Source organism: Pseudomonas proteolytica (genome assembly GCF_007858275.1).
In the GTDB taxonomy this organism is placed as follows: Bacteria; Pseudomonadota; Gammaproteobacteria; order Pseudomonadales; family Pseudomonadaceae; genus Aquipseudomonas; species Aquipseudomonas proteolytica.
In genome coordinates, this window is sequence record NZ_VFEV01000051.1 from 23,506 (window position 1) to 36,544 (window position 13,039).

Sequence of the window (13,039 nt, forward strand, 5' to 3'; positions counted from 1 at the left end):
AAGACCCGATGTCCGCCAGGGACATCGGGTCTTGTGGGTTTAGAGCGACTTACATCAGTGCTGCCGCTGGTAGAGCCCCAGGTTATCAACCTTGAAACTGCTGCAAGCGCCAGCATTGTCCAAATCGATCCGGATGCCTTTCACATGCTGCAACGTCAACCAACGCGGTGACGCATCCAACGGCACGATCAACGTCCCGTCCTCTGCATTGAAACGAACACTGGAGGCTTCGAACGGCCCTTGTTGCCCGTCTCCCCACCAGAACACCTGCATACGCGGCTCGGCGGCGCGGCCTGAGCAGCGGAACTCGAACTTGAGCAGGCCAGCGTCGTGGCCAGAGATATTAAACGCGGAGAGGTCGAAACTGATGGATGGATCTGAACCGTCAACCCGATACGCGCCTTCTTGCACTGCTAATTGATTTAAGCTTGGGTTCAATTCATCCAGTGATTTGACTCTCACCATTTTTTTGTCCAGGGACGCTTGGGAGCGCCCCCATGCCACCGGGATTTTTTGCAACTCAGCTTTCCCAAAAGCCTTCTGTAACAACGCGGTCTTGTAATCAGCAAGCTCACGAGCGTTTGTTTTTAGTAGTGTCATGGAGTTTTTCGATGTAGAAAAAGCTTCAAGGGGAGGTCCTCCCAACCAAACGCTCTGCCCCGCGACATCAACACGCATTACACGACGTACATCACCCGAGTGAATACGAACTTCATCGCCCACCTTGATGAGGCTTACCAGCGCTGGATCTTCTACATACGCTGCCGCTGCATTTCGGTGCACCCCCCTCAGCCAGTTAACGTCCGTAAAGTCCATCAGAGGAATATCGATCTGTACTGATTGCGCTTCTACACTGCCTTTTTTGTAACCCAGGATGAAACCATTTACATATGCTGGATCGTAGTTATCAACAATAAAACGATACAGATAAGGATTACGCAGAGCTAGCCCGCCGCCGTCATGGATAACATTCGTCCCTTCCAGTAATGCAACAGTCGGCAGACTTTCTTTCAATGTATCAATGGCGCGTTTTTGTTGGGCTGGCGAAACCATATTGTAGGCCGCGGTCACCGGTAAGATAGGTCGATAACCCAGATAAAAGTACTGCGCATTACGCGACGTCAGGTCCAAGTAAGTCTCACCCGCGGGTACATGCTCAGCTAATACTTTCGAAAGGCTGGTTAACCTCACCCAGTGTTCTTCCTGGACGGAAGCACGTCCGAGGTTGGGCAAGCCAGTACTTGGACCATCTCGTAGCTCGGGTGTGGCAACAGTTGCTGCCGTGGACTGAATTAGATTGTTGATCGCTGTCGTAAACGGCGCATAACCCAAAACCGAACTTATACTCGCCACAATTACAATCATCATCACCCGGGCACCAGAGTCTAGGACTCTCCATACAGCAACCGGCAACAGGATTGCCCAGCCCAGACTCGCGGCCAGTCCTGGGCGGGACATCGCGCCAGGATCGATACGCCCCATTGAATAAGGGATCAACAACAAGACGAAAAACAATACAATAATTAAGGGAAAAGCAGCTACGGCACGACGATTGGCGTCTTTGCACCAGCCGCATATAAGCAGTAAGCAGACCAGCGGAATAGCGATCCAAGACATGCGTACAACTTCAAAAACGAAACCTCGCTGTCCACCAACAACCCAACTCAGACTCCACGGAATACCATAGGCAACCTGGTTGATAGGGCCGTTTTCCAACACATAACGAATCGCCCCCAACAACATTGAGCCGGTAGGGGTGACTAAACCCACAACCAGAATCACTACGGCCATCGCAATAACACCGTTCAAAGACTCTTTCTTGCGATTTTGCCAAACTCGCCAAGCAAAATAAGTCGCCATCAGGCCGCTCGCCGCAGCCAGTAACAACCCTTGCGGCGGAACACCCAATACAGCAATTGGCGCCGTCACCATCCACACAATAAGCCAGTGGGAGGGCCGTACATATAATTTCGGGCTCAACCAAAGGCACAGAAATGGCGTCAGATACAGCCAACTCAAATTCCCAAAAAGGCAGAAAATTGAAATGAATGCGAAACCGATACTACGAGTGAAATAATACAGCGATAGGAAGGAGGCAAACGCTAGGATAGCAAAGGCAAGATTACCTACCTGTGCGATAGTTCCTGCCGAACCGTCATAAAAAACAAATGACAAAAACTGTGTAAAGTCGTCACCAATAATTCCATGAGCGGGGATATAGCCTATATAAGGCACAATCCCATTAAGATATGACCACCACCCCAGCATACTTTCGCCAAAATGGTAATCATCAGGACTCACAACAGGAAAAATTGTATTACCTGCTTTTAATGCAAGTAATAATCCAAAAAAAGCAACAGGTGATAATAGTCCGTATAAATCCTGAGACAGAGAATACTTTCTAAATCGCTTGCTCACATCAATTATGGCCCAGACAACCATACCAATCAGCAAAACTTTCAGCCACACGCTAGTATCATATTTTGAAACGTTGCCGTTAGGCTCCTGTAGCCTTGCGGGGTAAAGAACCAGGTAAAACGTCGAGAGCCCTAGCTGAACGAAAAGGAGTAACTTGGAAACGTTTCGCGAGAAGCCTTTGGGCCTCCAAATGGCATAAATAAGACCTGCCACCCACCCTAAGGCTGCGATGGTATACCCCAACCGCGCCAGCCGCGTGAGATCTATGTCCGATACCATCGCCGCCGGGGCCCGGCCAAGCACTAGTGCCAGTTCTGGTTTTACAAGCACCAGCAAAAGAATACCCAATGCGCCCACACCATAGATGCGTGGATTGACGTCAATCCCCCTTAAAGCACTCGCCGTTGCGGCAACGGCGATAAAAGTAACTCCGGAAATTGAGCCGTAGAAAATCCTTGAGTCTTTCTGCTCAAAAAAAACAAAAGACGCAATGGCAGCAACAGCAGGAAGCGACCACCATAGATACTGAATGGAAAGTTCAAGCGCAGAGTTAGTTCCGAATAATTTTTTCTGCCGCTCTATTGTCGAAGCCAAAAACAAAAACGCACATACAAAGGCAGCAAGAAAAGCGGGGACAGCAATAAGGTCCTGAAATTTTGTCTGCGCCGACCACGTGATACTCCCGACGACGAAATCCGCATACCTTGGTGCGACTGCAACGTCGAGGCAGAAAACTAAAACCAGCGCCGAGAAAATTAAAGCCGCCAGTGCGCAAGAAACCCTTTCATTCATTTCCAGATGCTTGAACATTTCACTACCAGATCTTTAGTTGTACTTGCCAAAACAAGCTCGGAACAATACCGCCAGTACCGAAAGGTTGCCTTTTACGCTGCTGATCTTGGTAGGGACTTCACCTTGGGGATAACGACGTACTGTCGCCAGTTCCACGCAGCGATAGCCCAGTTTCGGCGCTCGGTATGACAGATAGGCAAGTAGTTCATACGTAGTGAACACATCACGGAAGATCGCCATCTTCGGATCAATCAGCATCTTGCGGCTGTAGGCGCGAAAACCCTGGGTGGTATCTGTCCACTTGAAACCGGAAAACAGGCTCAGCATCGGCGCGTGGATAAAACGGATAGCAAAATCGCGGGACTTGGGAGTGTTCTCGGCAACACCACCCTCGACAAAACGTGAAGCCTGGACAAAATCCACACCCTGCTTGAGTGCTTCGATAAAGCGTGGAATAGCCTCGGGATCATCCTTGTCGTTGCCATCAATGGTCACGATACCTTCGTAGCCCTGATCCAGGGCGAAGGCATAGGCGCAGCGCAACTGCGCGCTCAACTTGCCAGGGGCCGTCTTGACCAGCAAGCCACGTACCCCCACCTGTTGCAGTGATTGCAACTCGAGCGAGCCATCAGAACTGCCACCATCAACGATGATAATGTCGGCCATGTCCGCGATGTTGAACGCCGCCATACGGGCGAGCAGGTTCTTGATCCGGTCACCTTCGTTGATGACCGGGATGACCACGCACCACGGGTGCTGGCGACCCAGCCAGAGTGGTGTGTCAAAAGAAGGTACCTGCCAGCCGGCACGTACATCGGGAGCAATATCAGAAGAAGTCATTTTAATTTCCATCAAACGACGCGAGCTGTAATCAGCCCTACGCCAGCAATAACCAGGGCGATGCCGACTCCCGTGGTCCAGTGGAAGGACTCACGGAAGAACAGCAGTGAAAACAGGGCAACCGTCGCGATAGCCCCGGCCGTCAGGACCGGGTGTGCCACGTTCAGCGGCAAACGGGCCAAGGCCGCGGCATAGAGCAGGAACGCAGCGCCATACAGCACCAGCCCGACCCAGAACGGCCAGTTGCTGAGTGCCGCCATCGGGTCGCTCAAGGAAGGGAATTTGCGCGGGGGCATCATCGCCATCTTCACCAGAACGCTGGCGGAGGCGTTCGACAAGATACCCAGGATCAAAATGATCCATTTCATGCTCATGCCGTCACCTCGTCGGGGGTGCGGTAATACTCGCGGGCAACCTGCAGCGCACGCTCGATCGATTGCGCATGGGGTTCAGCCTTGGTAGCCACCATCTCAATGGTGACCACATGCCCCGGCAAGTATTGGGCTACGGCACGTGCCATTTTTTCGTGGTCAGTACCGCCGTCACCCAATGGGAGCAAGTCAGGTTCACTGGCGTGGATATGCCCGATCAACTCGGCACAATCATCAAGCACTGTGAATGGGTCTTCACCGTTGATTGCCAACGCCCCAGTGTCCAGTTGCATCCGGATAGCCGGATGATCGATTGCCCGTACCACCCTCGCAGTTTCCGCACTGGTGGTCATGAAGTTCGCACCGTAGCAGGTGGGGTTGGGCTCCAGGCAGATCGTCACACCGCTCGCCTGGGCGATATCGCCCAATTGCCGGAAGAACGCCACGGCAGCATCCTGCGCCTGCTGATCGGTCAAACCACTGCGATCACGGTTCTTCGGTGAGCCAAACACAATCCGTGTTGCCCCAAGGCCCGCGCCAATGCGGCATACGCCCGCCAGGTGTTGCAGCAAGGCCGCCTGGCTTTGCTCGGAGCCGAAGACATTCAGGCCCGTGGTGCCGAACAGCAGTGCCTGCATACCAGTCAACGCAATCCCACGCTGTGACCACCAATCCTTGACCCGCGCAATCTCTTCGTCCGTGGCCTTGGCGGGCTCCGGGAAGTATTTGCCCGGTGCAATATCAATTGCATCCACGGCAAAGTGCGCAAGCAGTTCAGCGATGACTTCGTCCTCGGTGGTCTCCCACGCGATATTGGAAATCGCCAGCCTCATGCCTGTGCTCCCGATACGGCCTTGAGCGGCTCCGACTGCGCATAGGCCCTTACGGCCTGCACGGTTTCGCGAGCGCTGTACTGATAGCGCCCAGTGCCACCAAACAGCTGCGCATGCTTGGTCTGCATGTCATAGGTAGCGGCCGCATTGGCCAGGGTATTGGTGAAAGGCTTGCCGAAGCCCTTCTGCGAAATGTCCGCGACACTCACTGCCTGGGCAGTCAGGTGGACCAGCTTGAGTCCCGCATCGAGCGCGGTCTGGATGTCGTACCACAAGTTGATCATCGGGTAGAACTGGAACACGCCCCGGCTATCGATTGCCTGCAGGTTGTTGTCGTTGAGGAAGTCAAAAATCACGTTTTTACGCAATCCAGGCCCGACGAGCCCCGGCAGGCGAACGATCAAGTGATTCGGAAAATGACTTTCGACGAAGGTTTCCAGCAGCCGACGGTGCAGGCCATAGGCATGCAGGCCGGACTCATCGACCGGAGTGTCTTCATCAACGCCGATGGGGCTTTTGAACACATCAACCGTGCTGATCAGAACGAAGGTCTTGCACTGGATGGTTTTCAGATGGGTGATCAGTGCTTCGATCTTCTGGCGGTCGGCCTCAGGCTCGCGGTTGGCAATCCATTTTTGCGCCGGGGCGCCGGCACAGACCACGAGGTCGAAGGATTTGCCTTCTATCTCACTGATGTTGGTGGACCGGTACAAGTCCCCGAAAGAAGCCTGTTTAAGAAGCGTGCCCCCGACAAACCCGGAGAAACCAATAAGCGAATTCATCTTTTTCCGCTCCAAACCTGAAGTTTTATTGACCTTGATGGGAAAAACTCTCGGTATCCAGTTTTTCAAGCACATCGTAAATGTTGTCTATCTTGCCACCCAGCACGGAAAAGCAACCTGGCAACTCGGCGTGTTTCTCGAAAAGGATCGGGCGTCCATCATCACCTTCATTCTTCACCAGGATGGTCTTGACCTCGAACAGCGAATCCTTGTGTTGGGCCTTGAGCACTTCGGGGATATACCGCCCGACGTCCCTGACCATGCGATCAACCCGTGAATCGCGCTCATAAAGCCGCAGCTTCTCGTAGGGATCGAGGCCTTTTTCATCATTCCAGTGCAAATGCGGCGTATAGCGTACATGGGACAAGGTGTGCAGCCCACGGGCCGGGAACGGCATCAGTGAAAAGAACGGTCCATCCATCACCGTGACACCCAACCCCTCAAGGGATTCGGGCATCTGCATCAAGGCCATCTCCGTGATCTCTTGCTTGAGGCCGGTACTGACCCCCGCGAAATCACCCGCAAACTGATTGAGGCCACTGTACGTACAGTTGAAGACGTACCGGCAGGTCGTCAGCGCCTCCTCGCCCAGAGAGGTTTGGGTGACCACTTGCAAAGGCACCGCTGCGCCTCTGGAAATCGAAGTGACACGTGTCTGGTAGCGAATCTGCACACCGCTTTCTGCCAGCTCGCGAGCCGCCCAGGCCGCCAGGCGGGTGGTGTCGAACGCATATTCCTCGACCAGGAACACTTCTTCTATCAAGCGTGGCTCGAACAAGTCACGCAGCGCTGGATCGGCAGGTTTTAGGTCCGCACCGATATCCCGGCAAAAGCGCTCGAACTGCTTGGCCGTGACCTTTGAGTTGCGTCGGGCAATAGCATACAGCTTGGTAAAGTCCTGCTTGACCACCTGCGGCCAGTCCTGGACAAACCTGGGCAAGTTGACCCGGCTGCGATAAGCCGTCGTGAAGCTGCGCGGGTAGTGATAGCCGTTGTGCACACGTGCCTGGTTGTTGTAACTGGCGCGCGTCATCAGTGCCGCCTCGCGCTCTACCAACAGGATCCTTTTGAAGCCCCTCTGCTTGGCCAGGTAGACCGCAATGGCTGCACCGTAAAACCCCCCGCCGATAATGACGGCATCCTGCTCAGGCTGGCTGGCTTGGGCGCTCGACATCAGGAAACTCGTTCGGAAGGCTGCGCCTTGATCACGGCCGCATCAGGTGCCACCTCTTCAATGTTCAGCTTCTCGCGCCGGGTCATGCGGGCGCTGGTGAACTCCTGCCCTACATGATAGAGCGGCCCTTCATTCGATAGGCTGGCCATGTTGAGGATGTATTCACCCAGCACCAGCAACACCAGGGAAATCAGGAAAAACATGCCCGACTGCTGGAGCGAGAAACTGATCCAGCCGGGCGCTACATCAGCCTTGAAGATACCCACCGAGATCACATAGACGCAGTACACCAGGTTGGCAACCGCGCCAAACAGCGAAAGGTAGGTCACCAGTCGCATGGGCGCGCGCGTGGTGGAAACCAGTAAGCGCACGCCACGATCGATACTGTCGCCCAGGCGCTTGGGGCTGGAGGCCTGGGGCACGGCACTGTACTTGAGGTAGGCACGGGCAAAACCACCGGTGGCCGGGAGATGCCTGTATGTCATCGAAGGCTGGGGGTGTTGCAGGATGAAATTGATCACACGCTTGCTGAGAATGCGGTACTGAGGCGCTTCCTTGGCAAGGTGAACCCCGTTGAAGCGGTTGTACATACTGTGGAACACCGCGTTGGCCCAACGATAGGCCAGGCTCTGGGTGCTCTTTTGTTCGTTGTGGGCAAAGACAACATCGGCGCCGCTGACCGCCTGATCAAGCATCTGTGGGACGAAGTTGATGTCGTCCACCAGCGGATCGATGACTGCAACATAGTCACCCAAGGCGTTTTCCAGGCCGACCCAGGAAGCGGTATCGGTATCCACTTCCTTGGTCAATGCATAGACCTGCAGGTTGGCCAGGCCTTTCTCGCTGGTCAGGCCCTTCAAGACCATGACACTGTCATCATCGGACGCGTTATCCACAACGATCAGCTCATAGTCGCTGACTGTTTTCGCAATGACTTCGGCGGCTTCGGAGAGTATTTTTTCAATTTTATCGCCCTGATTACGAACGACAAAAACGACAGACAAAAAACAGGGGAAATAAGCCATCACCAACTCTCACAAAAATTAATTAAAAGACTGGATGAGTCGTTTATCCGAGATCGCCATATATAGCCCAAAGGCCTCACACCCCTGACCGAGAGTTTCAGCGCCATAGGGTCATTGCCAAGATGGGGTAGCCATTGCCAAACGTTCAAATCGCTCGTCCTTGAAGCACCAGGCCATAGGCACGCCTGAAACAGCAGCCATGCCAGAAAAACCGGGGTAAGGCAGAATAGACAGAAGCTATCAGACCTGGCACCAGCCCAAATTTGCGCCGGATCATACCACAAAAAATGCGGCCCTCACGACGCAGAAATGGCGCTATGCCAGCGTTTAAAGCACGATAAAAAACACCTCGAAGCCTCTTGAGAAAACATGTTTTCAAAATAGTTTAATGATTAAAAAGTTGACCTTTCGCCCTTAATTAAGTCAGCCATCAGCATTCAATCTGAATAATCTGTAGGTAATTAGTCCCCACTCAAGTGGGGTCTTAACACAGCGACTTTTCAGGATAACCTGCACAAATAAAACACCCCGCGAAGGCATGGGCATCACGGGGGGATGCGGTGATCGATTCATCGACGCTTGTGCAAGACTTTGAAGTTGATCCAGTCACACTGAATTTAGACTGTAAAAACTGGTGCACCCAGTAATGACACGACACCCACCTACATTTGATGGAGCCACTTACGGCGAACCTCTGGGTAGGACCAAGGGGCAGGATTCGGCAAAACGGTGATTTCCTCAAACTCTCCAGGCTGTTCGGCATTCCTCGCGTTATGTCTTAACATAGCCGGTTGCCGAAAGAACCGTCATGGCCATGACCATGGAGGGCTTCCGCCCTTTTCGACTACAAATAAGTGTGCTGAAGATGAACAAGCCTTTCATTTCGCTGTGCCCTGAAATTACTCGGGCGCATGCGCTGACGCTGATGGACTGGTTGGAGGATGAGCGCGTCACCTGCTACCTGAGCGATTCGCGTGATGTCTCCCGCTCCATCGAGCACGCCATCGATCGGACTCAATTGCCGATCCTGACCCATCTATTCAACCGGGGCGGGCGATTCTTCATGGCCTATGACCGGCATGACGCCCCGGTGGGCTTTGTCCGTCTCATCAAGACCGGCTCAGATTGCGAGATCGTCCTGGTCATCGGAGACAGCGACAAATGGGGCAGGAACCTTGGCGCCCGCACGATCCGCGAAGGCATGAAACTGGCCTTCCTCGACATGCGGGCCAAGAAGCTCATCGCCAAGATCCACCCGGACAACGCGCGCTCGCTGAAAGCCTTTCTGCGCAGCGGCTTTGTGCTTGAGAGCGAAACACCGACATTGAAGTCGTTTTCGATGACGGTGGGGCGCTATCTCCAGTCCTTGCGCGAAGGTGCCGTTGGCGACGCCACTAGGATCTACATCACTGAAATCGACAAGGCCAGGCTCGAGAGCCTGATCGTGCTCGAGCCTGGCCCGGCCGTTGTTGAACTCGAACACGAGCTTGAGCGAGCCATTGTCGTCAAGCCACAGCAGGTGGCGCGCAATGTCGTCACGATGAACTCCAGGGCCTTGCTGCAGCTGGACGACGAAGAGATCGAAGTGGCCCTGGTCTACCCCGAAGACGCGGACAGCAACGCAGGGAAGCATTCCGTGTATTCCGACATCGGCGCCGCCATTTTGGGTTATCAGGAGGGGGACGCCATCGACTGGCGGATTTCTGACCGGACCCGCCGGATTGAGATCAGGAAAGTGCTTTACCAGCCGGAGGCTGCGGGCGACTTCCACCTATAGAGATCGGGCCCAGGGTACTTCGTGCAGCCATTGAGGACGGTGGCGCGTCTGTAGCAGGCGCTGATCAGAACGGTCAGCTACCTGCGTCAGATTTGATTCTCTAAAACCACCCGATAGACGTTACTCAACCGTCACCGACTTGGCGAGGTTACGCGGCTGGTCAACGTCGGTGCCCTTGAGCACGGCCACGTAGTACGACAGCAACTGCAGCGGGATGGTGTAGAGGATCGGCGACAGGGTGTCGTGGATGTGCGGCATGTTGATGACGTGGGTGCCTTCACCGTTGGTCATGCCGGCCTTCTCATCGGCGAACACGATCAGTTGGCCGCCACGGGCGCGCACTTCCTGCAGGTTGGACTTGAGCTTCTCCAGCAGTTCATTGTTCGGCGCAACGGTGACCACGGGCATGTCGTCGTCCACCAGGGCCAATGGGCCGTGCTTGAGTTCACCGGCCGGGTAGGCTTCGGCGTGGATATAGGAGATTTCCTTGAGTTTCAGGGAGCCTTCCATCGCCACGGGGTATTGCGCGCCACGGCCCAGGAACAGGGTGTGGTTCTTGTCGGCAAACAGCTCCGCGACTTTCTCTACCGTGCTGTCCATAGCCAGGGCTTCGCCCAGGCGAGTCGGCAGGCGGCGCAGTTCTTCTACCAGGGTAGCTTCGACGCCTGCGGCCAATGTGCCGCGCACCTGGCCCAGGGACAGGGTCAGCAGCAGCAGGCCCACCAACTGGGTGGTGAAGGCTTTGGTGGAGGCTACGCCGATTTCGCGGCCGGCCTGGGTCAGTAGAGTCAGGTCGGACTCACGCACCAGGGAGCTGATGCTGACGTTGCAGATCGCCAGGCTCGCCAGGTAGCCCAGCTCTTTGGCATTGCGCAGGGCGGCCAGGGTGTCGGCGGTCTCGCCGGACTGGGAGATGGTCACAAACAGTGTGTCGGGCTGCACCACGACCTTGCGGTAGCGGAACTCACTGGCGACTTCGACCTGGCACGGGATGCCGGCCAGTTCTTCGAGCCAGTAACGGGCGACCATGCCGGCGTGGTAGCTGGTACCACAGGCGACGATCTGTACATTGCGCACTTTGGCGAACAGCTCGGCGGCTTGTGGGCCGAACGCGTTGACCAGCACCTGCTTGTCGCCAAGGCGTCCTTCCAGGGTGCGTTGCACCACGGCGGGTTGCTCGTGGATTTCCTTGAGCATGAAATGGCGGAACTCGCCCTTGTCGGCAGCTTCGGCACCGTCGCGGTATTGCACGGCTTCGCGCTCGACGGAGTTGCCGTTGACGTCCCAGATCGCCACGCTTTCACGGCGGATGTCGGCGATATCGCCTTCTTCCAGGTACATGAAGCGGTCGGTGACCTGGCGCAGGGCCAGTTGGTCGGACGCCAGGAAGTTCTCCCCCAGGCCCAGGCCGATCACCAGCGGGCTGCCACTGCGGGCGGCAACCACACGATCCGGCTGGCTGGCGCTGATCACGGCGAGGCCGTAGGCGCCATGCAGTTCTTTGACCGTGGCCTTGAGGGCGGTGGTCAGATCGCTGTGGTCCTTGAGCTTATGGTTGAGCAGGTGGGCGATGACTTCGGTGTCGGTGTCCGAGGTAAACACATAGCCCAGGCCCTTGAGTTGTTCGCGCAGCACTTCGTGGTTCTCGATGATGCCGTTGTGCACCACCGCAATATCACCGGAGAAGTGTGGGTGTGCATTGCGTTCGCACGGCGCACCGTGGGTCGCCCAACGGGTGTGGGCGATGCCCAGGCGGCCAGCCAGGGGCTCACCGGCCAACGCCTGCTCCAGTTCGCTGACCTTGCCTGGGCGACGCATGCGCTCAAGCTTGCCCGCGTTGCTGAAGACCGCCACGCCGGCACTGTCGTAGCCACGGTATTCGAGGCGCTTGAGGCCTTCGAGCAAAATGGCGGTAACGTTTCGTTCAGCGACTGCGCCTACAATTCCACACATGGTTTTTCTCCTAGATGACTGCCGCGCAAATCAGCGTAATGCCGCGGGCTTGAATCTGGTCGCGGGCCTCAAGCGGCAGGCGATCATCGGTAATAAGGGTATGGACGCTGCTCCAGGGCAGTTCCAGGTTGGGAATCTTGCGGCCGATCTTGTCGGATTCGACCATCACCACCACTTCACGGGCGACTTCGGCCATCACTCGGCTCAGGCCCAGCAATTCATTGAAGGTGGTGGTGCCGCGCTGCAGGTCGATGCCGTCAGCGCCGATAAACAGTTGGTCGAAGTCATAGGAACGCAGCACTTGTTCAGCGACCTGGCCCTGGAACGAGTCCGAGTGCGGGTCCCAGGTGCCGCCGGTCATCAACAGCACCGGCTCATGCTCCAACTCACTCAGGGCACTGGCCACATGCAGGGAGTTGGTCATCACCACCAGGCCCGGTTGATGACCCAGTTCGGGGATCATCGCGGCGGTGGTGCTGCCGCTGTCGATGATGATCCGTGCATGTTCACGCAGCCGTTTGACCGCCGCCCGGGCGATGGCGCGCTTGTGCACAGAAATGGGCTGGGCAGGATCGCCGACCAGTTCCTGGGGCATGGTGATTGCGCCACCGTAGCGACGCAGCAGCAAGCCGTTGCTTTCCAGCGCGGCGAGGTCCTTGCGGATGGTCACTTCGGAGGTTTCGAAACGCTTGGCCAATTCGTCCACGCTCACTTCACCCTGCTCGTTGAGCAAGGTGAGGATGTTGTGGCGTCTTTGCGGTGTATTTCGTTTCGACATGGTGATGATAAGTTTCGTTTCGAAAGAAAACGAAGGCAATCAAAACCTATTGGCGAGAAATCGTCAAGCGCGGCGAGTAAAATTTTAAATCCCCAGAAACCAAATGTGGGAGCGGGCCTGCTCGCGAATGCAGTCTGTCAGTTGATACATGCATTGACTGACACTGCATATTCGCGAGCAAGCCCGCTTGTATGTTTAGACTTGAAGGGGTGGGCGGCGACTAAAAGCCCGATTCCGACTCTAGCCAGTACGGACCGTGGGAGACTTCTCGTCCCGCCCTTTCTACCCTAAGCGCC

General features: G+C 55.6%; 10 protein-coding genes. 1 reads left to right on the plus strand and 9 read right to left on the minus strand.

Annotated features, from left to right (window positions below; genetic code table 11):
* Positions 1–54 precede the first annotated feature (54 nt).
* The 7 genes from FIV38_RS26905 to FIV38_RS26935 are packed head-to-tail and all read right to left on the minus strand — an operon-like array spanning position 55 to position 8,235.
* The gene (locus FIV38_RS26905; RefSeq protein ID WP_092232412.1) at positions 55–3,228 is read right to left on the minus strand and encodes a hypothetical protein; all 3,174 of its coding nucleotides are present in this window, start codon (positions 3,226–3,228) and stop codon (positions 55–57) included.
* A 15-nt stretch (positions 3,229–3,243) separates the two neighbouring features.
* The gene (locus FIV38_RS26910) at positions 3,244–4,050 is read right to left on the minus strand and encodes a glycosyltransferase family 2 protein (protein ID WP_092232409.1); all 807 of its coding nucleotides are present in this window, start codon (positions 4,048–4,050) and stop codon (positions 3,244–3,246) included.
* An 11-nt stretch (positions 4,051–4,061) separates the two neighbouring features.
* Positions 4,062–4,418 (minus strand): SMR family transporter, encoded by a 357-nt coding sequence (locus FIV38_RS26915; protein ID WP_057440644.1) that lies wholly within the window; start codon positions 4,416–4,418, stop codon positions 4,062–4,064.
* 2 nt (positions 4,419–4,420) lie between these two features.
* Positions 4,421–5,254 carry a sugar phosphate isomerase/epimerase family protein gene (locus FIV38_RS26920; protein WP_092232406.1) on the minus strand — a complete coding sequence of 278 codons (834 nt, stop codon included), beginning with the start codon at positions 5,252–5,254 and terminating at the stop codon, positions 4,421–4,423.
* Positions 5,251–6,036 (minus strand): NAD-dependent epimerase/dehydratase family protein, encoded by a 786-nt coding sequence (locus FIV38_RS26925; protein ID WP_092232403.1) that lies wholly within the window; start codon positions 6,034–6,036, stop codon positions 5,251–5,253. Before FIV38_RS26925 ends, FIV38_RS26920 begins: the two co-directional genes overlap by 4 nt.
* 25 nt (positions 6,037–6,061) lie before the next feature.
* A complete protein-coding gene (locus tag FIV38_RS26930; RefSeq protein ID WP_092232401.1) occupies positions 6,062–7,210 on the minus strand; it encodes an NAD(P)/FAD-dependent oxidoreductase in 1,149 nt (382 codons plus the stop codon).
* Positions 7,210–8,235, minus strand: a complete 1,026-nt coding sequence (locus tag FIV38_RS26935; protein ID WP_092232398.1) for a glycosyltransferase — start codon at positions 8,233–8,235, stop codon at positions 7,210–7,212. The genes FIV38_RS26930 and FIV38_RS26935 overlap by 1 nt, the downstream gene beginning before the upstream one ends.
* Before the next feature lie 808 nt (positions 8,236–9,043).
* Here FIV38_RS26935 and FIV38_RS26940 point away from each other — a divergent pair.
* On the plus strand, positions 9,044–10,012 hold the full coding sequence (locus FIV38_RS26940) for a bifunctional GNAT family N-acetyltransferase/nucleoside diphosphate kinase regulator (RefSeq protein ID WP_029290119.1): 969 nt from the start codon (positions 9,044–9,046) through the stop codon (positions 10,010–10,012).
* A gap of 120 nt (positions 10,013–10,132) precedes the next feature.
* On the opposite strand, the gene glmS is transcribed toward FIV38_RS26940, so the two are convergent.
* Together glmS and FIV38_RS26950 are read right to left on the minus strand one after the other, a co-directional pair.
* A complete protein-coding gene (gene glmS, locus FIV38_RS26945; protein ID WP_029290121.1) occupies positions 10,133–11,965 on the minus strand; it encodes a glutamine--fructose-6-phosphate transaminase (isomerizing) in 1,833 nt (610 codons plus the stop codon).
* A gap of 10 nt (positions 11,966–11,975) precedes the next feature.
* Positions 11,976–12,743 carry a DeoR/GlpR family DNA-binding transcription regulator gene (locus tag FIV38_RS26950; protein ID WP_029290123.1) on the minus strand — a complete coding sequence of 256 codons (768 nt, stop codon included), beginning with the start codon at positions 12,741–12,743 and terminating at the stop codon, positions 11,976–11,978.
* Between the last annotated feature and the right edge of the window lie 296 nt (positions 12,744–13,039).

Excerpts from the sequence above, each read along its gene's own strand:
- FIV38_RS26905 (WP_092232412.1), bottom strand. The coding sequence starts at position 3,228 with ATGTTCAAGCATCTGGAAATGAATGAAAGGGTTTCTTGCGCACTGGCG.
- FIV38_RS26910 (WP_092232409.1), bottom strand. The coding sequence starts at position 4,050 with ATGACTTCTTCTGATATTGCTCCCGATGTACGTGCCGGCTGGCAGGTA.
- FIV38_RS26925 (WP_092232403.1), bottom strand. The coding sequence starts at position 6,036 with ATGAATTCGCTTATTGGTTTCTCCGGGTTTGTCGGGGGCACGCTTCTT.
- glmS (WP_029290121.1), bottom strand. The coding sequence starts at position 11,965 with ATGTGTGGAATTGTAGGCGCAGTCGCTGAACGAAACGTTACCGCCATT.
- FIV38_RS26915 (WP_057440644.1), bottom strand. The coding sequence starts at position 4,418 with ATGAAATGGATCATTTTGATCCTGGGTATCTTGTCGAACGCCTCCGCC.
- FIV38_RS26950 (WP_029290123.1), bottom strand. The coding sequence starts at position 12,743 with ATGTCGAAACGAAATACACCGCAAAGACGCCACAACATCCTCACCTTG.
- FIV38_RS26920 (WP_092232406.1), bottom strand. The coding sequence starts at position 5,254 with ATGAGGCTGGCGATTTCCAATATCGCGTGGGAGACCACCGAGGACGAA.
- FIV38_RS26935 (WP_092232398.1), bottom strand. The coding sequence starts at position 8,235 with ATGGCTTATTTCCCCTGTTTTTTGTCTGTCGTTTTTGTCGTTCGTAAT.
- FIV38_RS26930 (WP_092232401.1), bottom strand. The coding sequence starts at position 7,210 with ATGTCGAGCGCCCAAGCCAGCCAGCCTGAGCAGGATGCCGTCATTATC.
- FIV38_RS26940 (WP_029290119.1), top strand. The coding sequence starts at position 9,044 with ATGGCCATGACCATGGAGGGCTTCCGCCCTTTTCGACTACAAATAAGT.